General features: G+C 40.9%; 28 protein-coding genes and 1 pseudogene. 24 read left to right on the top strand and 5 right to left on the bottom strand.

What is annotated here, in order from left to right:
• Positions 1-3: 3 nt before the first annotated feature.
• From BLR42_RS16335 to BLR42_RS24255, 22 genes and pseudogenes are all read left to right on the top strand, one after another.
• Positions 4-447 carry a GNAT family N-acetyltransferase gene (locus tag BLR42_RS16335; protein WP_091871407.1) on the top strand — a complete coding sequence of 148 codons (444 nt, stop codon included), beginning with the start codon at positions 4-6 and terminating at the stop codon, positions 445-447.
• Entirely contained in the window at positions 444-1,025 is a 582-nt protein-coding gene (locus BLR42_RS16330; protein WP_091871350.1) for a GNAT family N-acetyltransferase, read from the top strand. Before BLR42_RS16335 ends, BLR42_RS16330 begins: the two co-directional genes overlap by 4 nt.
• Complete coding sequence (locus tag BLR42_RS16325; protein WP_242879386.1) at positions 1,009-1,551, top strand: N-acetyltransferase; 543 nt, start codon at positions 1,009-1,011, stop codon at positions 1,549-1,551. Before BLR42_RS16330 ends, BLR42_RS16325 begins: the two co-directional genes overlap by 17 nt.
• Positions 1,552-1,604: 53 nt before the next feature.
• Positions 1,605-2,093 (top strand): hypothetical protein, encoded by a 489-nt coding sequence (locus tag BLR42_RS16320; protein ID WP_242879385.1) that lies wholly within the window; start codon positions 1,605-1,607, stop codon positions 2,091-2,093.
• On the top strand, positions 2,093-2,710 hold the full coding sequence (locus BLR42_RS16315; protein WP_091871347.1) for a trimeric intracellular cation channel family protein: 618 nt from the start codon (positions 2,093-2,095) through the stop codon (positions 2,708-2,710). Before BLR42_RS16320 ends, BLR42_RS16315 begins: the two co-directional genes overlap by 1 nt.
• A gap of 181 nt (positions 2,711-2,891) precedes the next feature.
• Complete coding sequence (cls, locus tag BLR42_RS16310) at positions 2,892-4,439, top strand: cardiolipin synthase (protein WP_091871344.1); 1,548 nt, start codon at positions 2,892-2,894, stop codon at positions 4,437-4,439.
• A 49-nt stretch (positions 4,440-4,488) separates the two neighbouring features.
• Entirely contained in the window at positions 4,489-5,016 is a 528-nt protein-coding gene (locus tag BLR42_RS16305) for a GNAT family N-acetyltransferase (RefSeq protein ID WP_170832834.1), read from the top strand.
• Positions 5,017-5,073: 57 nt separating this feature from the next.
• Complete coding sequence (locus BLR42_RS16300) at positions 5,074-5,553, top strand: GNAT family N-acetyltransferase (RefSeq protein ID WP_091871339.1); 480 nt, start codon at positions 5,074-5,076, stop codon at positions 5,551-5,553.
• Between the two features lie 30 nt (positions 5,554-5,583).
• On the top strand, positions 5,584-6,243 hold the full coding sequence (locus tag BLR42_RS16295; RefSeq protein ID WP_091871336.1) for a flavin reductase family protein: 660 nt from the start codon (positions 5,584-5,586) through the stop codon (positions 6,241-6,243).
• Between the two features lie 145 nt (positions 6,244-6,388).
• Entirely contained in the window at positions 6,389-7,072 is a 684-nt protein-coding gene (locus tag BLR42_RS16290) for a YczE/YyaS/YitT family protein (RefSeq protein WP_091871335.1), read from the top strand.
• Entirely contained in the window at positions 7,065-7,307 is a 243-nt protein-coding gene (locus BLR42_RS16285; protein ID WP_091871332.1) for an immunity protein Imm33 domain-containing protein, read from the top strand. Before BLR42_RS16290 ends, BLR42_RS16285 begins: the two co-directional genes overlap by 8 nt.
• Positions 7,304-8,494: a winged helix-turn-helix domain-containing protein gene (locus BLR42_RS16280; RefSeq protein ID WP_091871330.1), complete on the top strand. Its 1,191-nt coding sequence runs from the start codon at positions 7,304-7,306 to the stop codon at positions 8,492-8,494. Before BLR42_RS16285 ends, BLR42_RS16280 begins: the two co-directional genes overlap by 4 nt.
• A gap of 178 nt (positions 8,495-8,672) precedes the next feature.
• A complete protein-coding gene (locus tag BLR42_RS16275) occupies positions 8,673-9,275 on the top strand; it encodes a class I SAM-dependent methyltransferase (RefSeq protein WP_022763520.1) in 603 nt (200 codons plus the stop codon).
• A gap of 143 nt (positions 9,276-9,418) precedes the next feature.
• Complete coding sequence (locus BLR42_RS16270; protein ID WP_022763521.1) at positions 9,419-9,898, top strand: MarR family winged helix-turn-helix transcriptional regulator; 480 nt, start codon at positions 9,419-9,421, stop codon at positions 9,896-9,898.
• Positions 9,895-10,269, top strand: coding sequence for a flavodoxin domain-containing protein (locus BLR42_RS16265; protein ID WP_091871327.1), 375 nt, complete (start codon positions 9,895-9,897; stop codon positions 10,267-10,269). Before BLR42_RS16270 ends, BLR42_RS16265 begins: the two co-directional genes overlap by 4 nt.
• A complete protein-coding gene (locus BLR42_RS16260; protein ID WP_091871325.1) occupies positions 10,253-10,621 on the top strand; it encodes a TIGR04076 family protein in 369 nt (122 codons plus the stop codon). The genes BLR42_RS16265 and BLR42_RS16260 overlap by 17 nt, the downstream gene beginning before the upstream one ends.
• A 22-nt stretch (positions 10,622-10,643) precedes the next feature.
• On the top strand, positions 10,644-11,102 hold the full coding sequence (locus tag BLR42_RS16255; RefSeq protein WP_091871322.1) for a GNAT family N-acetyltransferase: 459 nt from the start codon (positions 10,644-10,646) through the stop codon (positions 11,100-11,102).
• Positions 11,103-11,213: 111 nt separating this feature from the next.
• Positions 11,214-11,363, top strand: coding sequence for a hypothetical protein (locus tag BLR42_RS22910; RefSeq protein ID WP_170832833.1), 150 nt, complete (start codon positions 11,214-11,216; stop codon positions 11,361-11,363).
• Between the two features lie 22 nt (positions 11,364-11,385).
• Complete coding sequence (locus BLR42_RS16250) at positions 11,386-11,949, top strand: flavin reductase family protein (protein ID WP_022762984.1); 564 nt, start codon at positions 11,386-11,388, stop codon at positions 11,947-11,949.
• A gap of 173 nt (positions 11,950-12,122) precedes the next feature.
• Positions 12,123-13,163, top strand: coding sequence for a phosphotransferase enzyme family protein (locus BLR42_RS16245; RefSeq protein ID WP_091871319.1), 1,041 nt, complete (start codon positions 12,123-12,125; stop codon positions 13,161-13,163).
• Positions 13,164-13,211: 48 nt separating this feature from the next.
• The gene (locus BLR42_RS16240) at positions 13,212-13,775 is read left to right on the top strand and encodes a histidine phosphatase family protein (RefSeq protein ID WP_091871317.1); all 564 of its coding nucleotides are present in this window, start codon (positions 13,212-13,214) and stop codon (positions 13,773-13,775) included.
• A gap of 242 nt (positions 13,776-14,017) precedes the next feature.
• Positions 14,018-14,272: pseudogene (locus BLR42_RS24255) on the top strand (Sir2 family NAD-dependent protein deacetylase); the annotation flags it as partial.
• Here BLR42_RS24255 and BLR42_RS16230 read toward each other — a convergent pair.
• Together BLR42_RS16230 and BLR42_RS16225 are read right to left on the bottom strand one after the other, a co-directional pair.
• Positions 14,172-15,299, bottom strand: coding sequence for an IS110 family RNA-guided transposase (locus BLR42_RS16230; protein WP_242879384.1), 1,128 nt, complete (start codon positions 15,297-15,299; stop codon positions 14,172-14,174). The pseudogene BLR42_RS24255 and the gene BLR42_RS16230 overlap by 101 nt on opposite strands.
• A gap of 422 nt (positions 15,300-15,721) precedes the next feature.
• Positions 15,722-16,624 (bottom strand): AraC family transcriptional regulator, encoded by a 903-nt coding sequence (locus tag BLR42_RS16225; protein ID WP_091871312.1) that lies wholly within the window; start codon positions 16,622-16,624, stop codon positions 15,722-15,724.
• Positions 16,625-16,815: 191 nt separating this feature from the next.
• On the opposite strand from BLR42_RS16225, the gene BLR42_RS16220 reads away from it, so the two are divergent.
• Positions 16,816-18,198, top strand: coding sequence for an MFS transporter (locus tag BLR42_RS16220; protein ID WP_091871309.1), 1,383 nt, complete (start codon positions 16,816-16,818; stop codon positions 18,196-18,198).
• Positions 18,199-18,240: 42 nt separating this feature from the next.
• The gene (locus BLR42_RS16215) at positions 18,241-19,137 is read left to right on the top strand and encodes an alpha/beta hydrolase (RefSeq protein ID WP_091871306.1); all 897 of its coding nucleotides are present in this window, start codon (positions 18,241-18,243) and stop codon (positions 19,135-19,137) included.
• Positions 19,138-19,226: 89 nt separating this feature from the next.
• On the opposite strand, the gene BLR42_RS16210 is transcribed toward BLR42_RS16215, so the two are convergent.
• The 3 genes from BLR42_RS16210 to BLR42_RS16200 all read right to left on the bottom strand — a co-directional run.
• The gene (locus BLR42_RS16210) at positions 19,227-19,436 is read right to left on the bottom strand and encodes a hypothetical protein (protein WP_091871303.1); all 210 of its coding nucleotides are present in this window, start codon (positions 19,434-19,436) and stop codon (positions 19,227-19,229) included.
• Positions 19,420-19,776 carry a hypothetical protein gene (locus tag BLR42_RS16205; protein ID WP_091871300.1) on the bottom strand — a complete coding sequence of 119 codons (357 nt, stop codon included), beginning with the start codon at positions 19,774-19,776 and terminating at the stop codon, positions 19,420-19,422. The genes BLR42_RS16210 and BLR42_RS16205 overlap by 17 nt, the downstream gene beginning before the upstream one ends.
• Before the next feature lie 191 nt (positions 19,777-19,967).
• Positions 19,968-20,132, bottom strand: a 165-nt coding sequence (locus BLR42_RS16200) for a transposase (protein ID WP_207648564.1), incomplete at its 5' end; no start/stop codon positions are given.

Here is a 20,132-nt window from a genome sequence, read left to right as displayed (position 1 = left end):
ATCATGATAAGAAAAGCAAGTATTAGCGATTTATCGCGTATAGCAGAGATACTGGTCTTTAACTACCGTTTATTCTTTTACCCTATATTTAAGTCAGATGAGTACTACTTTGACGAACTGCAAGTTCCGGCCCTCATGAAAGAATATGAAGCCGACATTGATAGCTTGTATGTATATTATGATGGAGTGGTTAAGGGCTTTATAAAGATTGAAGGAACTTATATAGCGCGGCTGTTTGTGGAGCCTGTTCTTCAAAACGGCTCTATCGGCTCGCAGCTGCTGGAATATGCTGTAAATGAACATAACGCAGACCATCTTTGGGCACTTCAAAAGAATGAAAAAGCAATACGCTTCTATGAAAGACATGGCTTTTATGCGACAAGAGAGAAGAAACTTGAAGAAGGTACCACCGAGTATCTTATTCTTATGAAAAAGGAGCAATTATGAATAAAATTGAAATTATAGATTTACCAAAAGAACAGTGGAAAGGGGCTGTGGTTCCGCTGGTTACAAGGAGTGACAGCTATTACGATTTTGAAATAAAACAGCTTGATAGTGAAGGCTGTAAGATAGAGCTTGTTAAAAGAAAGGCTGAGGAAGAAATCGTTCATACTCCTGAAGAATATGACTTCCCGGATTCTTTGTACCAGGATCATTGGGAAAATGCCGAAGCTTTCGGAGTTGTGGGCGATAACAATGAACTTTTGGCATGTATAGAAGTCTGTCCCGAAGAATGGTCAAACAGACTTTTGGTTACAGAACTTTGGGTATCAGATAATCTCAGAGGCAAGGGGCTTGGTAAACAGCTGATGGATAAGGCCAAAGAGGTTGCCCGGAAGCAGAAAAGAAGAGCAATCATGCTTGAGACACAATCATGCAATACCAATGCAATAGGTTTTTACCTGCATGAAGGATTTGAACTTATAGGATTTGATACTTGTTGTTATACAAATAATGATATAGGCAGACGTGAAGTTAGAATCAATTTGGGATATTTTTTTAATAGAGATGGAAAAAGATATTGATTCCAGTTTAACAAAAATTAGAGGGACAAAGAAATTGTTAAGTGTAAGTACCGCATCAGAACATGATTTTAATAGAATCATGGAAATATACAGGTATGCTCAGGATTATATGATCAGGTCCGGAAATCCATCTCAATGGGGGCATGCTTATCCTGAGGCGGAGATGATAAAAGCCGATATTCGGACCAACAGGTGTAAAGTTATTCATGACAATAAGGGTATACATGGAGTATTTGCATTGTTTGATGGAGAAGATCCGACATACAATTACATCGAAAATGGAGAATGGCTCAATGATGATCCTTATATCACAATCCATAGAATTGCCGGAGATGGGCAGGTTCATGGTTTGCTTAGCTGCGCTGTGAGTTATTGTCGATCGATTTGTTCGAATATTCGGATTGATACACATGAAGATAATAAGATCATGCAACGTCAGATTGAAAAGAACGGATTTAGGAAATGTGGGACGATTTATCTTGAAAATGGTGCGCCAAGATTAGCGTACCATTTGGTGATCAAATAATTGATGCGTTAAATTCATTGCTCAGATAATTATTATAGAGGGAGTATGGAAAAATGGGTGAGTTGTGGGATGTATATACAATAGACAGAAAATTGACCGGAAAGACTTGTATACGTGGGGAGCAGGGAAATCTATCAAAAGATGAATTAAACCCTGTACCGAATCATGAATATCAGAATGTCATCGGTCAGATAGTCAGAGGAAAAATTGATCGACCAATGGGAAGTTACCACCCGCGTCACAAAAATTTGTACTACCCGGTCAACTATGGTTATGTTGATGGAGTAATCGGAGGTGACGGAGAAGAACAGGATATATATCTCCTGGGCGAAAGCTCGGCAGTTAAAGAATTCATAGGAAAAGTAATTGCTGTGTATCACAGATATGATGACAGCGAAAATAAATGGATTGTAGTTCCTTGCGATGAAAATGGCAATGTCCTGGACAATATCAGGATTCCGGGTAAAGATGAAATCTATGCGCAGATTGCCTTTCAAGAGCAGTTTTATAATGGAGTTTTGGTGGAGGAGAAAAATAACTAATGCTTTTTGTTCTTGAATTGATTGGAACCGTTGCGTTTGCCTTTTCAGGTGCTACGGTGGGAATACAAAAGAAGATGGATGTTTTTGGAGTTGCCATTCTCGCAATGACTACTGCGGTTGGCGGCGGTATCATTCGGGACATAATCCTGAATATCACGCCTCCTGTGGCTTTTAGGGAACCGGTCTTTGCGCTGCTTGGTATTGCCGTCGGGATAATTGTATTCTTCTATGAAAAAAGTCATTTTCGGGTTCGGAAGCGACCAACATATGAGATTCTGCTTCGCACCATGGATGCGGTCGGTCTTGGTTTGTTTACGGTTATAGGCGTTCAAACTGCTTATACAAACGTTACAGAGACTAATGTGTATCTTGCCGTGTTTGTCGGAGTTGTCACAGGCGTAGGCGGCGGGGTGCTGCGAGATGTAATGGCCGGAAATATGCCCTATATTTTTACTAAACATTTTTATGCCTGCGCATCGTTGATCGGAGCGTTGGTTTGCTCCCTGTGCTGGTCATTTTTCAGTCCTATCATATCCATGCTGGTTGGGGCTATGACCATTATCGTTCTTCGGAACATGGCTGCCCATTACCGATGGAGTCTGCCGAAAATAGAATAAGAGGTAAGGACAGTGAAGACAGCATCGAGGAAAAGGATTGGGCGGCAGACTAATGGAGAAAGTATGAAAAAGGTATATAGTAAGATTTTTGTAGGAATAGGAATCGAAAGATAAGGTTAAGGACTGGTTGAAGTAATAGTTTCCAGAAAACTAGCTTAAGAACTTTGGAGGAGATATTCTTATGAAGAAGATAATTGGCAGGATCATAATCGTTATACCTGCGTTGGCACTTCAGGTGGTATGGTTTTATCTGACGCTGGGGCTATTGAACAGAGTTACAAAAGGGCACCTTGGAGAGATCATAAATGGTATATTCACCGTGCTTGCAGTTTTCTTTGTGGCGAGGCTCATAGCAAGGAGAGATGAGAGCTCATATAAACTGTTGTGGGTGCTTGTAATAGTGGCGCTCCCGGTTCTTGGAGCAATGCTTTATTTCACCCTGGGAAATAAGACAACAGGCAGAGCGCTCAGGAGAAAACTTCAAAAAACTGCTTCGGAGCTCAAAGGACTATATAATGGTGAGCAGTTACGAAACACCGGAAATTTGGATGAAATCGAAAAGGAAGACGTAAGGCTTTCACAGACACTGTCTTTTATCACTGAGTCTACCGGTTTTCCTGTTTTGAAAAATGATTCATCGAAGTACTATCCCTTTGGGGAAATGATGTTTGCTGACATGTGTGAGGATCTTAAGAGAGCAGAGAGCTTTATCTTTATAGAATACTTCATCATTCAGAGTGGTAAGTTTTGGGGCACGATCACTGAAATTCTTGCTGAAAGAGTACAGGTAGGTGTTGATGTAAGGGTCATGTATGATGATCTGGGAAGCATCGCCACTTACTCGGTAAAAGACATAACGGAGCTATCTAAATTGGGCATCAAATGTGTTCCCTTCAACCCGTTCTTCCTGATCAAATCGCAGCTTAATAACAGAGACCACAGGAAAATAATGGTAATTGATGGAAAGGTTGCTTATAGTGGTGGAGTGAATCTTGCGGATGAGTACATCAATGAGAAGCAGATGTTCGGAAGGTGGAAGGATATAGGATTCCGTGTGACCGGAAAAGCAGTGGCTTGTTACACCTATATGTTTGCTGAGTTCTGGAATGCATTTGCCCACGATAAGATTTCTGACGAGGAACTTAAGAAAGTGGCAGCTCTTGAAGAAGCATCATGTCAGGACAATGGCTACATTCTTCCGTACTATGATTCTCCCATGCGAGATGAGCATACCAGCAACATTCTATTTACAGAATTACTTTCGACGGCAAAGGATTATGTCTGGTTCTATACACCTTATCTTATGCTTGGCGATGCGCTCTTTGATGCCTTTATAAGAGCAGCTCGCAGGGGACTTGATGTTCGGATCATTATGCCGGGTATTCCGGATAAGAAGCTGGTTTACAGGTTGTCCAGGAGCTACTATGAGGATCTGCTTAAAGCTGGCGTTAAGATTTACGAGTACACTCCCGGATTCGTTCATGCCAAAGCATTTGTTTCGGATGACAAGCTTGCAGGAATTGGAACGGTCAACCTTGATTACAGAAGTCTTTTCCTACATTTCGAGTGCAGCTCTATTTTTTACAAGGCTGATATAGTAAAAGAACTGAAGGCAGACTATCTCAATACTTTAAAAGAGTGCAAGGAGAGGAGTCTTGAGGATATCAACAGAAAGCTGATACACAAGCTCATCAACAACTTCCTGAGAGTGTTAGCGCCATTGTTGTGATTAATAATCTTCTTTCGTAAACAAACGGTGTAAGACCGAACAAATATCATTGGATAAAGAATTAGCCGATCTTGATACATATTATAAAGATGGTGCATTGTTGATTGGATTTGAAAATGCGAATCCTATAGCTACTATAGCAATTAAGCGTATTGATAAAGACACATGTGAGGCAAAAAGACTGTATATTAAGCCGGATTATCGCGGCAAAGGTTATGCAAGAGTTCTTATGAATGAGATGCTGCATAGAAGCAGAAAATTAGGCTTTAAAGAGGTCACATTTACTACCAAACCAGAAGTGATGAGCATTGGATATGGATTATACAAACGCATGAGCTATACTGGGTATTATTCGTTTGACAAACTCCCTGCAAGATGTGCAAACAGTTATATCTATTGCTCTGATACGGATGATTACCGTACAAATATCTACTCTGTTGGAGCTAAAGGTACCGGTGATGGAGTAAGCGCCATCTCCGAATATAATCCCAATAATGGAATGATAACGGTTTTGCTCAGCAACTATGGCGATAATGTATGGGCGAGGATGAGAAAAATACGAGAGGAAATGTATTAGCATTTGATAAGTCATATCGGAAACTATACTCCAGCATAACTGACGAGGAGATTATAAATGATAATTCGACAATACGAAGAAAAAGACCTTAAACGGATGATAGATATCTGGAATGAAGTTGTTGAAGATGGAATAGCATTTCCACAGGAAGATCTGCTTAATGAAGTATCCGGTAAGGAGTTCTTTGAATCACAGAGCTATACCGGCGTGGCGGAGGATGACGGACAAACAGTAGGATTGTATATCTTGCATCCAAACAATGTTGGAAGATGCGGACATATTTGTAATGCCAGCTATGCGGTAAGTTCAAAGTGCCGCGGCCAGCATATTGGAGAAAAACTGGTGATGGATTGTCTGGCAAAGGCTAAAGACCTTGGATTTCGTGTATTGCAGTTCAACGCTGTTGTAGAGAGCAATGTTCATGCGAGACATTTATATGAGAGACTTGGTTTTGTTCAGCTCGGAACTATACCTAGCGGATTCAGGATGAAGGACGGACATTATGAAAATATCTGCCCCTACTATCACACACTTTAAATTCCAGTTTTAAATCGAAGGAGACCAGCTATGAAGTATTCATACAAAGAAATGCCTGAACAGATGAAAGGAACCTTCGGGGATATATCAAGGTCTTTCGGATTCTCATGGAAAGAATTTGTTATGACCATTCCATCTCCGATGTTTCTTGTTACAACTTATAAATCAAACGGCAAGCCCAATGCCTGTATGCAATCCTGGGCGACTTTTACCAGTGCAGACCACGGCAACGGCTTTTATGCCATACTCGCCAGCGTGAACAAGAATGGCCATCTGTACAAGAGCCTTCAGGAAACGGGGCAGGCTGTGATCAACTTCTTTTCCGCCGATCATCATGCTGCCTGTATGGATACCATCAAAAATAATCAGTTTGATGCAGATGAGATTACAGCGTCTGGGCTTAGGGTTACTAAGGCTTCGTGGGTTAATGCGCCCATGGTCGAAGAATGCTTCATGAACCTTGAATGTAATCTTGCTTGGGAGAAAGAAGTCGTTCCCGGCGACGACCACGTGATCCTTTGCCTTGAGGTTCTCGGTGCTCATATTGATGAAGACCATTTAGCAGACAAAACAGGCGATAATGGACTTCTTTATAACATCCATTATCCCATCAACCCTGAGAAAGTCGGCAAAACAGCCCACGACTATGCCGGAGTACTGCAGAAGAAAATTGATGTAATGGAGTATTAAGAGAAAGACTGAGGTAAGTTATATCGGAATATATAGATTAAGCGTAGAACGGGCTCAAATAAGTGTATTTGGGTCTGTTTTATTATGGGAATGTTAGAATATAATAAGATGTGAGTTTGAAACCCATTTTTATAAGTGAGAAAATATGATTAAGTTTAAAGAAAATCGCACAGTAAGTGCGATAGCAACAAATATATTATTGGCTGCGATCAGCCTGTTCTTCAATGGTTTTGGTGTGTATCTGACAATACAGGCCAATATCGGCGCAGGTCCTTGGGATGTATTGAATCTTGGTGTGGCAAAAACTTTTGGGATTCTTTACGGAACAGCTTCGGTTGCCATATCTTATGCGATCCTTGGAGTGGACATTGTTTTAAGAGAACCTATCGGAATTGCAATGTTCATTGATGCTTTTGTAGTGGGGAAAGCTGTAGATTTTTTTAACAGGATTAACATTGTTCCGGAATGTGATTCGTTAGTAAAGGGCGTTGTAGTCATGGTGATTGGTCTGGTGATAATGGCATACACACAGTATACCTATATGAGTGCTTCTCTTGGATGCGGACCCAGAGACACTCTTCTTGTGGCGCTTGCCAAGAGAGCCGGGAAGATTCCAATCGGAGCAGTGAGTATTGCGCTACTGAGTTTGGCAACGTTTGTGGGTTGGCTGTTGGGAGGCCCGGTAGGTATTGGTACGCTGATCTGCGCATTTGCAACCGGCCCGATAATGCAGATGGCTTTTTCAACTGTGAAGTTTGATGCGACGCATGTGCACCATCAGCATCTGGCAGAGTCGGTGAAGGTTTTCGTAGCCAGAAAAGCTGCATGACTTTAGAGAAGAGTCTGCCAACCCTGTCGATAATGGATGGAGAGCCATTGGTGATACAGATACCCAGGAATATATAAATGTGACCGAAAACAATCTAGTGGTAGATTTTGACAGGCTTGTTGAAATAGAGCCTGCAGTTTTAGCTATATATGATTTGCCGGTTGGAACGGACCTGGAATTTGATTCGGAACGAATGGTCTTTATTGATTCAAATACCGGGAAAGAATATAGATGAAAACAATTACCAATGAACAGGCAAGACAATTTATTCTTTTAAAACAGGGATTGATAGGAACATATCGGTTTATCGGAAAAGATGGAGCATACGAGTATGTGCGCCGGGCAGGCTGCATACAGTATGATCCTGTAGATGTTTGCGGGAAAAATGCAGAGCTGACTTTGCAGTCCAGAGTTAAAGGATTTAAGAAATCTATGTTGCAGGATCTTTTGTATAAAGACCGCAAACTTGTGGACTATGCGGATAAAGAGTTATCCATATGGCCGACGGAAGACTGGCCTTATTTTTCTTCTTATAGGGATAGGAGCCATGAACTGGGAGATACTTTTGAAGGGCTGGATGAACTTAAGGAGCAGGCGATATCCTACATAAAGGAGCATGGCCCTGTGTCCAGCGATTCACTTCCTATTGAAGGAGAGATATTCTGGCATTCTTCAATGCATTGGAGTGGTAATTGGCATAAAAAGTCTCAGGCTGCAAGATCTGTACTGGAGCAGTTATATACAGACGGTGAACTTGTTATACACCACAAAAAGGGAAGTCGAAAGTACTATGATCTGGCCAAAAGACATATACCGGAGACAATTCTTAATGCAGATAATCCCTGTAAAAATGAAGATGATTTTATCGCGTGGCGTGTTCTTCGTAGAATCGGTGCGGCAGGTCTTTTGTGGGATAAAAACAGTACAGCCCTTCTTGGCATAAATATAAATGCCGAGAAACGTAAAGGGATACTTGATAGGCTGACAACTGAGGGGAAAATAGCTCCGATAATTGTGGAAGGCTTTAAGCCGCTGTTTTATTACCGAGTAGAAGATGAAGAACTGATGCAGCAGGTGATTCAGGGAGATGCTGATCTTAAGCCTCGTATGTCTTTCATAGCTCCGCTTGATCCGCTGATGTGGGACAAGGCTCTTATAAAGGCTTTGTGGGATTTTCAGTATTCCTGGGAAATATATACTCCGGCTGTGAAAAGGAAATATGGCTATTACACACTGCCTATCCTCTACGGAGATAAGTTTGTAGGGCGTATCGAAGCCATACCGGATCGCAAAGAGGGAATTTTGAGAGTCAAAGGACTATGGTGGGAAGACGGAATCCGTCAGACGAAAAAGCTTAGTGCTGCGTTGGAGCGGACATTAAAGAATTTTGCGAAGTTCAATGATTGTATACTGGGAGAGTAAGGAGAACTGATCAAGATGGAGACTGGCGTATGGATGGGGCAATACGTTCGCATGTAATGATCTTCAAAGAATTGTGATTATAAGTGTGAAACAGGCTCAAATAAGTGTATTTGGGCCTGTTTCATTATAAGTATGATAGGATGATTCCGAAAAATCAAAGAGAAATAGGAGCAGTATTATGTTTTGGGATAAGATTTCACCTTTATATGATTTGTTTGAGAATGTATATAACGGAAAGGTTTATTCCGGAACCGGAAAGAAGGTTGCTGAATTTATCGACCCTTCTGATGAAGTTCTGGAATGTGCATGTGGAACAGGAGCAATCAGCATGTATATAGCGCAGAAGTGCAGGAAGCTGGTTGCGACTGACTGTGCTTCAGGAATGCTTAGGCAGGCATCAAAGAAATGCCGAAAATATTCGAACGTGCTATTCAAAAAAGCAGATATTACGAACATAAAGTGTAAGGATAGTCAGTTTGATAAAGTGGTGGCGGGAAATGTGATTCATCTGTTGCCGGAACCGGAGAAGGCATTGCGGGAATTGGAGCGTGTTGTTAAGCCGGGAGGAAAAGTCATAATTCCCACGTATATAAATATGTCCAAGGGAACGGGAACTGCGGCAGTAAAGGTCATTACGCTTCTTGGAGCAGATTTTAAGAGACAGTTTGATCTGGATTCCTACAAGCAATTTTTTGCAGACATGGGATATACAGAAGTTGAGTATTATGTGGTGGATGGGCGTATGCCTTGCGCCATAGCGGTAATCACAAAAAGGGTATAAGGAAGTTCATGGCCTAAGGCTTCACTATATAGCTTCGGTAAAAATGCCGGAGCTTTTTTCGTGCATAAAGAGTTGACAAAAAATAAGTAATATATTACATTGTTTATATAGGTAATATATTACATAATATAAAAGGAGTTCACATGAATTACGATGAAGTGATGAATATCGAAAAAGTAAATTTTGGAGATATGCCTCCACAGCCATTTTTACTTGGATTACTCAGCGCGTTTGATAACAGATATCAGGCTGCAGCTGATGCATATTTCAAGGAGATTACCTGGAAACAGTTCTTTGCCATAATTTGTATCAACCTTTGCAAGGAACCTCCGACACTGAATGAGCTTTCTGATGTAATGGGCAGCTCTCATCAGAATGTGAAGCAGATTCTGCTGAAGCTTGAGAAAAAAGGCTTTGTCACAGCTGTTCCCGATGAAAAAGACAAGCGAAAGCAGCGGATATTTGTCACAGATAAATGCAGGGCCTTTTTGGAACAGAATGACAATAACGGTCAGCAGAGCCAGTACATCATTGGACGCATTTTTGCTGGGATCGATGAAAAGAGCCTGCAAACTACCATACAAACTATCATGAAAATGGAAAGGAACTTGAGCGAATTATGAAAACACTGATCATTTACACATCACAGACAGGTTTTACCAAAAGATACGCAGAGTGGCTTGCAGAGAGAATGAGTGGAGATCTGCTTGACCTTAAAAATGCGCAGAAGAAGAGTGCAGATTATTTCAAGGACTATGATGCAATCTGCTACGGCGGTTGGGCAATGGCAGGAAATATTGTAAAATGTAAGTGGTTTCTTGAAAAAGCTGTTAACTGGAAGAACAAGCGCCTGGCTATGTTCTGCGTGGGTGGCAGCCCTAATGATAATCCGGATGTAGAGATTTTTCTTCAGAATGCTCTTACAGATGAGCAGAAGAAGTATATTAGAGTATTCTATTGTCAGGGAGGCTTTAACTATGAAAAAGTGGTATGATGAAGAATATGAATTTACTGTAGAGGTAACAGGTTTTTTACATGGAGATCATACAGAGAGATATTGTCGCAACGGTGAAGAAATCGGTGATGTTTACAAATGTACCTATGGATGTCCGGTAAATGCGGACGGCTACGGAATCTGTTCAAAGACAATGATGATGCTGTTTCCTTTGATGGAAGCAGTTAGAAGCGGCGGTGATCTCACCAAAGTTGGTGGTGATGGAAAATACTCCAAAACTGTTGTATGTCCGGATGGATGCGTGATCTTCAAACTGACGGCAAAACCATTGGGAAATGAAAACTTTCACACGGGTGCCTTTTATGACTACCCGGATGAAACGCTAAAATAAAGGGGGAAAGGATAAGATAATAATGATTGTGGAGATAAAAGATCCAAATGAAAAACAAGCTATCGCAAGGAAAGTTCTGGAGGCTCTTACTGATTGGTTTGGTGTAGAAGAGAGCAGAGAGGAATATATTTCCGGGAGCGCCAATTGGACGTTCTTTGCAGCAAAGGAAGATGATGAATATGTAGGATTTCTTTGCCTAAAAGAAACAGGAAAGGCCACTGTCGAACTGGCTGTTATGGGTGTTTTACAGGATCATCACAGGAGCGGTTTTGGCAGGCAGCTCGTAGAAAGGGCTAAAGAAACTGCCAGATCTCAAGGGTATGAATTCATGCAGGTTAAGACTGTGAAGATGGGAATGTATGAGGACTATGACAGGACTAATCTCTTTTATATAAGCTGTGGGTTCAGGGAGCTGGAAGTATTCCCGCTTCTTTGGGATGAGGCAAATCCCTGTCAGATATATGTGATGTCTTTGAAATAATTTTCAGAATTTAGTATAATACTCATTGTGACTTCAGACAATTATAGGCGGTAAGTTAAAAGACTTGCCGCCTTTTTCTTAATATGGAAATAATACTATGGGGATTGCATTATGGCTGACTTTACATGGTTTAAGGATTCTGTTCCCAAACAGTTACCGGTAAAACAGGTTTATGGAATAGCATTTTCAGCAGATAACCTGTTTGTCTTAATGATTGATGATGCGGTACAACTTGCACAAGTAAGATATTTTCCAGTATAAAATTACTATCTAAGGAGAAAAAATGGCAAAAAGACGATCTGTTGATCCTAAATATTCTATGTGTGTTCAGCCTTCTTTTATTATTGGCACGAATAACGAGGATGGTTCTGAAAACTTTGCTCCTATCACCTGGGCAAGTGCAACTCATGAAGATGGCGACCAATATTTATTTGTTATAAGTATGGCAGGAACTAAGATGACTAAGAAAAACGTTCTAAGAACCGGAGTTTTTAGTGCAAACCTTGTCAGCATAGATATGCTGTCGCTTATGGATTATTTTGGTTCTAAACATGCCAAAGATGGCGCTAAAAATGATATTTCCTATGAGGTTGTGAGGGGAGAGGTGTTGGATGTTCCTGTATTGAATGAAAGCCGATGGGTGTATGAATGTGAGGTTGCAAGAACTGTCGAGACTGGAGATTCAACTACTTTCTTTTGTCATATCCGCAATATACAGATGGATGAAAGACTTGAATGTGAAGATATATTTGACATTGATCTTACGGTACTTGATCCAGTCATCTATTCTGGAAAGTATCATAGCATTGGTAAAACGCTTGGAAAGATTGGAGATTTTGTACAGTAACATATAAATTTTCGTTTTTGAAGATAAGATACTTTGAGGGATGCGTGATGAACAATACCTTTATCGAGATGAAATTCTTTCAGGTAAAACCTGATAAACTTGAACAATTTGAATCTATGATTGAGGAAATGGCCACAAATCAGCTTAAAGAAGAAAAGGATTAAAAAAGTCATATGATGAAAAAAGATCTTTTAATCAAAGCGGCACAGATTTACGGATTCGATACTGCCTCTGCCAAGGAAGTCCCAGGGCATGAAGGCGGAAGGAATCTGGTATTTATGATTGGAAATGATTCGGTCCTCAGAGTGTCTTCTCTTTCAGATAGAAGCATTAAGGATTATGAGGCGGAAATCGAGTATGTACATTATCTTTCTGAAGGTGGAGCCAGCGTGGCAGAATCCATTCCCTCAAGGAAAGGTAACCGCATTGAAATTATCGATGGGATGGCAGTGACCATGTTTGAGGCTGCAAAAGGTGATCAGATAGCCGATCACGGTTACCGGTATATTGATGGAGTTCCGATAGATGAGTACTTCTATCTTACAGGCAAGGTTTTAGGGAAAATACACGCTCTTTCAAAGATCTACAGCCCGATTCATAAGCGTTTTGATTTCTTCGAGAAGTACAATGAAGACTATTTCGAGAGCCTTATCCCGGATGATTTCTTTTGTTCACATATGAAGATGGGACGTCGGATTAAAGACAGGCTGCATGAAATTCTGGAGGAACTGCGCAAACTTCCGCGGAACTCCGAAAACTATGGAATGGTTCACTTTGACTATAGCGATGGAAACTATAACATTGAGTATGATACAGGGAAAATCAATGTATTTGATTTTGATAACTGCCGTACTTGCTGGTATTTATATGATATTGCCAATTTATGGTCCCATGGTCTTGGGTGGATCGCCTGGAATGAAGACGCAGATGAAAGACGGGCATATATGGAAAAATATATGCAGACAGTCATTAATGGATACCGGACTGAGTGTACCATAACCGATGAAGAACTTGAGCATCTGGAAATGATGGTCAATACAGTATTGATGGAAAATATCATTGATGTCTTTGAGGTAAAGAAGGCTTCCGGCGAAGAATTCGTTTTCGATGAGGAAGAAAGCTACAATGTGAAGTGCCTTGTGGAGGGGCTTAGCTGGTTTGGCTTCTACAGTGATATTTTTGATAACGAATCACCTTTTGAGGTAGAGATATAAAATTGCAGTAAAACTTACCATTGAAGAAGTTTTAATGAAGAGATGAGTATGACAAAAGTATTCTTTGTAAGGCATGCAGAACCTAATTATGATAATCATGATGACAGAATTCGTGAGTTGAGTCCTCGTGGAATGGAAGATAGGAAAAAGGTTACTGCTTTTTTGGCTGATAAAAATATAGATATAGTTATTTCGAGTCCATTTAAGAGAGCCGTTGATACTGTTCAGGATTTTGCAGATAAGAATGGACTGACTGTTGAAATAGTTGAGGACTTTAGAGAAAGAAAAGTTGATAGTGGTTGGATAGAAGACTTTGCCTCTTTTTCCAAAAAGCAATGGAGCAATTTCTCTTTCAAGTTATCAGATGGCGAATGTCTTAGGGAAGTTCAAGATAGAAATATAGCAGCCCTTGATAATGTTCTGAAGAAGTATCCAGGAAAAAATATAGTAGTTGGAAGTCATGGCACAGCATTAAGTACCATTATAAATTATTATGATAAATCTTTTGGCTATGATGATTTTGAGAATATTAGATTTCTGATGCCATGGATTGTGGAGTTTAGTTTTGATGAGCTAGGAAATTGTACGGACATCAAATGGCATTCTCTGTGATAAGTATAAGTGTACTAAGGTTGGGGACGGAGTTAGTGGCTCCTTTAGGTTCAATTTAGGAAGAGAGTGTATAGTAAAACCATCGAGAGGAGAAATCCTTTTGGAAATAGATATATACTCTTTCGTCTAACATACGGCCGGTTTTGATGAAAAGTCGGCCAGCCCTCATTAATCCCATTTTTTATCCAAAACCTGTTGTGCTATCATAATTATTGATACGGTTAATCTGACATTCATGAGGAATGCATATGCTGCTACCTGATTTTTCATCACAGAGGGAAAAAGAAAAATATTTCCACTCCTTGAACGAAGAGCAGAAGTTTGGTAAATACAAGCCTGAATACCTTCTAAGCTATGACTGTCTTAATAAGAAACCGGCTGTTTTCTTTGATTATTTCAGGAAAAACCTGGACTGCAGGAATGTATTGCCAAATGATGCGCATAAAAAGCTTTCCGAGATGGAAAGACGCGGAAAGCTGGACGGCGTGATAACTCAGAACATAGACGGGCTCCACCAGAAGGCAGGGAGCAAGAAAGTGTGCGAGATCCACGTTTCTCCATATGGGCATAGGATGAAGTCAGTTGTCCGGATTGATATGTAGAAGGGGAAAGTCCTGCGTAGGCAAGGATCTGGTCTGCATTCTCAAAGCGTGAGAAATCACCTATCTCTGCAAGGATCATGGCACCCATTCGATTTTTGATTCCAGGGATAGTGGTGATTGGAGATTCCAGCGTATTCATGATGGAATTGATTGCTGTTTCTATTTCATTGATCTCATCAGAAAGCACTTCAATGAGATGGATAGTGTGCTTTAGTTCCATAGATTTCGCTGGTATTACCGCTCCTACGGAAGAAATGGCGGCTTCACGAATAGAGATTGCTTCATCACGTCCGTAATGCCCTTTGGATGCTTCATAGAGAAGATGCTTAAGACGAGTCAGATGCGATGAGGCTACAAACGAAGCTCCGGGGAACTCAGAGAGGAGAGCATAGACGGAAGCCATATGGAGTGTAGGGACGAGTTTTTCCAATTCAGGGAATAGAATGCTGACAAGTCTGGAGACAGATGTTTTGAGCTTAGCACGCTCTTGGACTTTGTCAAACCTGTATCTCGTGAGCGACTTTAATTCTTCGTTGTGGTATGATGTGTCTGAGTAGGGCTTGAGTGTCCTATCGGTTAATAACATCATAGCAATCGAAGCAGCGTCGACTTTATCCGTTTTCGTCTTTCTAAGGCTCTGACCTTTTCTGAAAAGATTTGTATGTAACGGGTTGATAACATAGCTGGCCAGGCCGTTATCAAGGAGCGAACGCAGAAGATTGAGATGATAATGTCCGGTAGCCTCGAGACCTACTTTTATTTCATCAAGGTCTTGGGTTAATGACCAGATCTTCTCATACAGTTCGTCAAATCCCTGTAACGTGTTCTGGATAGTGAATGGAGAGAACAAAATCTCACCATCTGAACCGAGGATACAGCAATCATGCTTATCCTTTGCAACGTCAATGCCAACATAGATCATACACATGATCCTCCTTTAAAGTATTTGATGCTGCTGTTGATCCACAGGGCTCTTTGCTGATGTAACCTCGTTCTACATAAACCGTCATGCGGTATCTAACTGATTAACATTATGACAAAGAGGCTGTGGTTGGAGCCTATCCAAAACCGTCTATGCGGTAGGGGCATAAAAACCAATCCACAGCATCTTCAACAGCATACCCGATACCTATAGAGAAGGTAAAGAATGGGTATGACTATATAATACGAGGGGCGTAGTGGACATGCCCTGTTCTTTGGGATGCGTTAAGCATCCCAAAGGTTCATGCCGCTCTGCGGCATAACAGAAACCTCTTCCGATGCAGAGTCGGTGGAGGTAGTTCATGCCGCTATGTTTGAGGCACAGGCAAAATACTACAGGGATGCCAGCGCATGATAATTTCTCTACATAGTTTCCGCATACTTTTTTCTGTACTGAAGAGGCGTTATGCCTTCTAGTTTATTGAACATATTTATAAGGCCTCTGGAGTCTGAGAAGCCGCAGTCCATGGCAATCTCCAGGATAGACTTATGGGTTTGAACCAGGCTGTCTTTTGCAGCATTGACGCGCATTCGTGTCAGGAACTCTTTATAGGTTATTCCCATATTTGACTTGAAAAATCTGGAAAAATAGCTGGCGGAATAACCGAAAGTCTCGGCAACAGACATTTCATTTATGGCACTGTCATAGTTTTCTTCAGTATATGAAATGATTTTTCGCAGGATATCAGCGTTCTTCCTGCTCTTTTCGGGCAATTCGGTGTCTTTAAGACTCAGATCATCTTTGCAGATGTAATATAAAAGCTCATGAACAAGGCCTAAAAGTCGCATGTTTTCATACTTGGTGAGAGCTTTGCCATCTGCATATTGTGCGAGATCCTTTATTATTTCGACGGGTCTTTCTTCTCCGGGTTTAAAAACAGGAATAAAGTAAAGTTCGTCGAAGTTTGGGATGTAATTGCGAAGGAATGAGTCACTTATCTGAAGTACAGTCGTAAGTGTCGGGGGCAGTTTATCATAAGGCGTAGTTCTGTTTGAGATAACTTTATGGATGCTTCGGCTGTTGACGATAATAAACTGATCTTCCTGTATGGGATGAGCAACTCCGTCGGTATAGTATTCTCCATCATTTGAATAAGAATAAACTATTTCGAGCTCGTTGTGCCAGTGGTCGAGGACATCGCTGACCGCGGAGAGATCTTTATTCGGGTATAAGTCCTTTTTATGAACATTTAGTATTTTGAAAGGCAGCTCAGTGTGGTAATGGACAACTTCATAGGAGATGTCCCTGTTTTGCATATCTGACATGATTAATCCTTTTTATATATATGGTTCAAATAATTAAAAATCGCAATATTTGTCATTATAGTGTATTTTTGATCAATGTCAAGAAAACGTAATTTTTACGACAAGGAATGTAAAGAGTAACCTGCCATTTTTTTATATATTAAGATTCGTTGAACGGGATATGGTTTCCCAATACAAGATTGGAGGTTACAATGGAAGCAATAATTTATGAAGAACAACAACAGGAAAAACAGGGGCGTCTCTCATTCAGTGAGAAGTTCTCATATGGTATCGGAGATTGCGGAGCTAATGTAATAGTTGCGCTGGCCTCATCCTTTTTGACAGGATATTATACAGATACAGTTGGAATCGCTGCTGCAGCTATCGGAACAATGATGCTCCTGTGCAGAGTATTTGACGGTATAACAGATCTTATCATGGGTGCACTTGTTGATAAGACTAATACAAAATATGGTAAAGCAAGACCTTGGCTCTTGTGGACAGCACCGCTTATGGGAATATCACTTTTCATGATATTCAATGTACCGGCATCGCTTGGTGCCAGCGGCAAACTGGTATATATCTACCTTACTTACATTTTCCAGAACTGCATTATTTATACAGCAAACAACCTGCCTTATAATGCACTTCTTAGCCGTATGACACTTGATGTACAGGACAGAGCTCAGACAGCATCTATCAGATTTGTAATGACTCAGGTTACATCACTTATTACAAACGTTATTACAGCTAACCTTATTGCAAGCATGGGCTGGAGATCAATCTCAGCAATATATGGAACAATCGCTTGCGCAATGTGCATTCTTTGCTTCCTTGGAGTTAGAGAGCATGTAGATGCAGGAGAGGACGGAAATGTTAAAGTAGAGCAGGTGCCTTTTTCCAAAGCACTTCCTGCACTTTTAAAGAATAAGTACTTCTTTATTCAGGCACTTATGTTCATGTTCTTATACATCAACGTAGTTGCAACAGGTTCAATGACATACTACTTCTGCAACAGCGTACTTGGTAACATCGCATTCCTTTCATGGACATCTGTTGCCGGAACAATACCTGCAATGATTGTAAACCTTGCAATGCCTAAGCTCGTAGCTAAGTTTGGTAAGAGAAAACTTATGATAACAGGTGCTGTTATCATGGCTCTGGGTTCAGTACTCATCGGTGCTGCAGGATCAAATCTTCCGCTTGTAGTTGTCGGACTTGTTGTTAAGGGATTTGGTACAGGCCCCATCATGTCAGGTATCTTCGCTACAACAGCTGACGTAGTTGACTATGGCGAATGGAAGACAGGCGTTCGTTCAGAAGGTCTTGTAAACAGCTGCACAAGCTTTGGTATGAAGGTTGGTATCGGTCTTGGTTCTGCTATCTGCACATGGATCATCGCTTTCGGTGGTTATGTTGGAACAGCAGAGGTTCAGACAGAGGCAGCTCTTGCATCTATCCGTTTCGGTTATGGATACTTCGGAGCAATCCTTTCACTTGTTGTTCTGGCACTGTGCATCATTATGAACATTGATAAGCACATCGGCCAGATCCAGAGAGATCTTGAAGCTAAGAGAGCAGTAGCAGAATATTAAGAGTAAAGAATTTAGAATTTTAGTATCATAAGAGGTAAAGAAATGTCAAAAGCAAGCGAATTTATTAGAACAAATTTTGCTAAAGGCGATGCCATAAGAGATGAAGGACTTGAAATTCCTTCCGATGTAAAAAGATATACTGATATCACATATGGTGATAAGGGTGAACATCCCGAGTGGCAGATGCTTGATGTATACAGATCGGCAGATGTTCCGGAAGATAAAAAACTCCCCGTTATTGTAGTTATTCACGGCGGTGGCTGGGTATATGGAGATAAGGAAGTTTACAAATACTATTCTGCATCTCTTTGCCAGAGAGGTTTCGCAGTAGTTTGTTATTCATACAGACTTGCACCGGAATACACATTCCCTTCAAGTCTGGAGGATACCTGCGCAGTTGCAAACTGGATTGTAGAGAACGAGGATAAATACGGATTTGATCTTAACAACATTTTTGGTGTAGGTGATTCCGCAGGCGGTACGCTTATAGGCATAACAGCTGCTTTCCTTACAAATAAGGAATATTCCAAAAAGTTTGACTTCACAGTATCCGATAAGTTTAATTTCAAGGGTATTGCATTTAACTGTGCAGCATTTGAGATTAAATCTGTAAGCGAAACAGATGAAAACATGGGAAATCTCATGGATGATCTTTTCGGTAAGAGGGTAACAGAGGAAGATCTCGATGTTATGAACGCAGGAAAATATATAACAAATGCGTATCCTCCGTCATTCCTTATGTCTGCAACGGGAGACTTCTTAAATAATGAGCTTCCCAAGATGGCAGCCGTTATGATAAAGAATTCCGTGCCCTTTACCTGCAAGTACTATACAAGTCCCAATGGAGAGCTTGGACATGTATTCCACTGCAATATGAGGCTTCCGGAAGCAGCACAGTGCAATGATGATGAGACAGCATTCTTCAGAAATCTGATGTAAGACTGTACTGTCAGCGCTATATATAATGAAAAAAAAGAGTTCTAAAACTGTGATGTTTTAGAACTCTCTTTTTTATACTGTATACATTATTATCTTTCCAAAGTTAAATCGTCTGCGATATGGTCCTGATCATCTGTCCAGATTATTGAGCTGTCATCGACAATCTTGATGCTGCCTGAACCGTCTGTGTAAGCAATATCATCGGTATCAACTTCGCCGTTTTCCTTCAAAACAAAATCATGTTTCTCGCAGTCGCTGTAGGTAATTGTTTGTGTGCTTTCATCATATGTTCCGTGCATTACCCATTCGCTGTGCTCTGGCTGTATAATCCATGCCCTCCATACGAAAATCGAGCTCTACCAGTGCTCCGGGAACGCCGTTTTCATTGCTGTTCGCATCCATAAGGCTCCACCCGTTTACAACTGCATCCTCAGGTGCCTTGAATAAGCGGGGACAAGCGGCATTTGCTTCTTCCTCTGCACTTGCCTCTTCTGAAGATGCTTCTTCTGCAGCGTCTTCCTGCTGCTCGGTAACTGTTGTTTCCTCTTTAGAAGTATCTGTATCCTTTGCGCCGCCGCATGCGACAAGTTCTAGTGCCAGTGTCGCCATCATAATAGAAGATATCAATCTGTTTTTCATATACTTTTTCTCCTCCTCACATGTTTTAACCTGAATTATTCATGACACCTTAGAACCATTCAAAATTGCCTTCGGAAATTTTTCGAAGCACAAACGCTGAAAAATGGCGCGTTTAGAGACTGAAAAAGGGTAGACTATCCCTATAGCTCGTTTGGAATGGCTTTTAGGTTGTCAAGGTTCGTTTATAGTTGCTATTCTAACTGCACTTTGAGCTGCCAGATATTCTCAAAGATCTGAAAAACCTCATCTTTGTACGGGCAGCTACTGCACAGATTGAATTTTATGTATCTGCCAGAGTGAACCACTTTTGTAGCAATCTTTAAAAGCTTGAGCCTGACAGTATCAATAAGGTGTTT

Origin of the sequence: Butyrivibrio sp. INlla16 (assembly GCF_900104155.1) — a bacterium.
Taxonomy (GTDB): domain Bacteria; phylum Bacillota; class Clostridia; order Lachnospirales; family Lachnospiraceae; genus Butyrivibrio.
The sequence above is the reverse complement of the archived record's forward strand: the minus strand, read 5'-3'. Positions and strand labels throughout refer to the sequence as shown.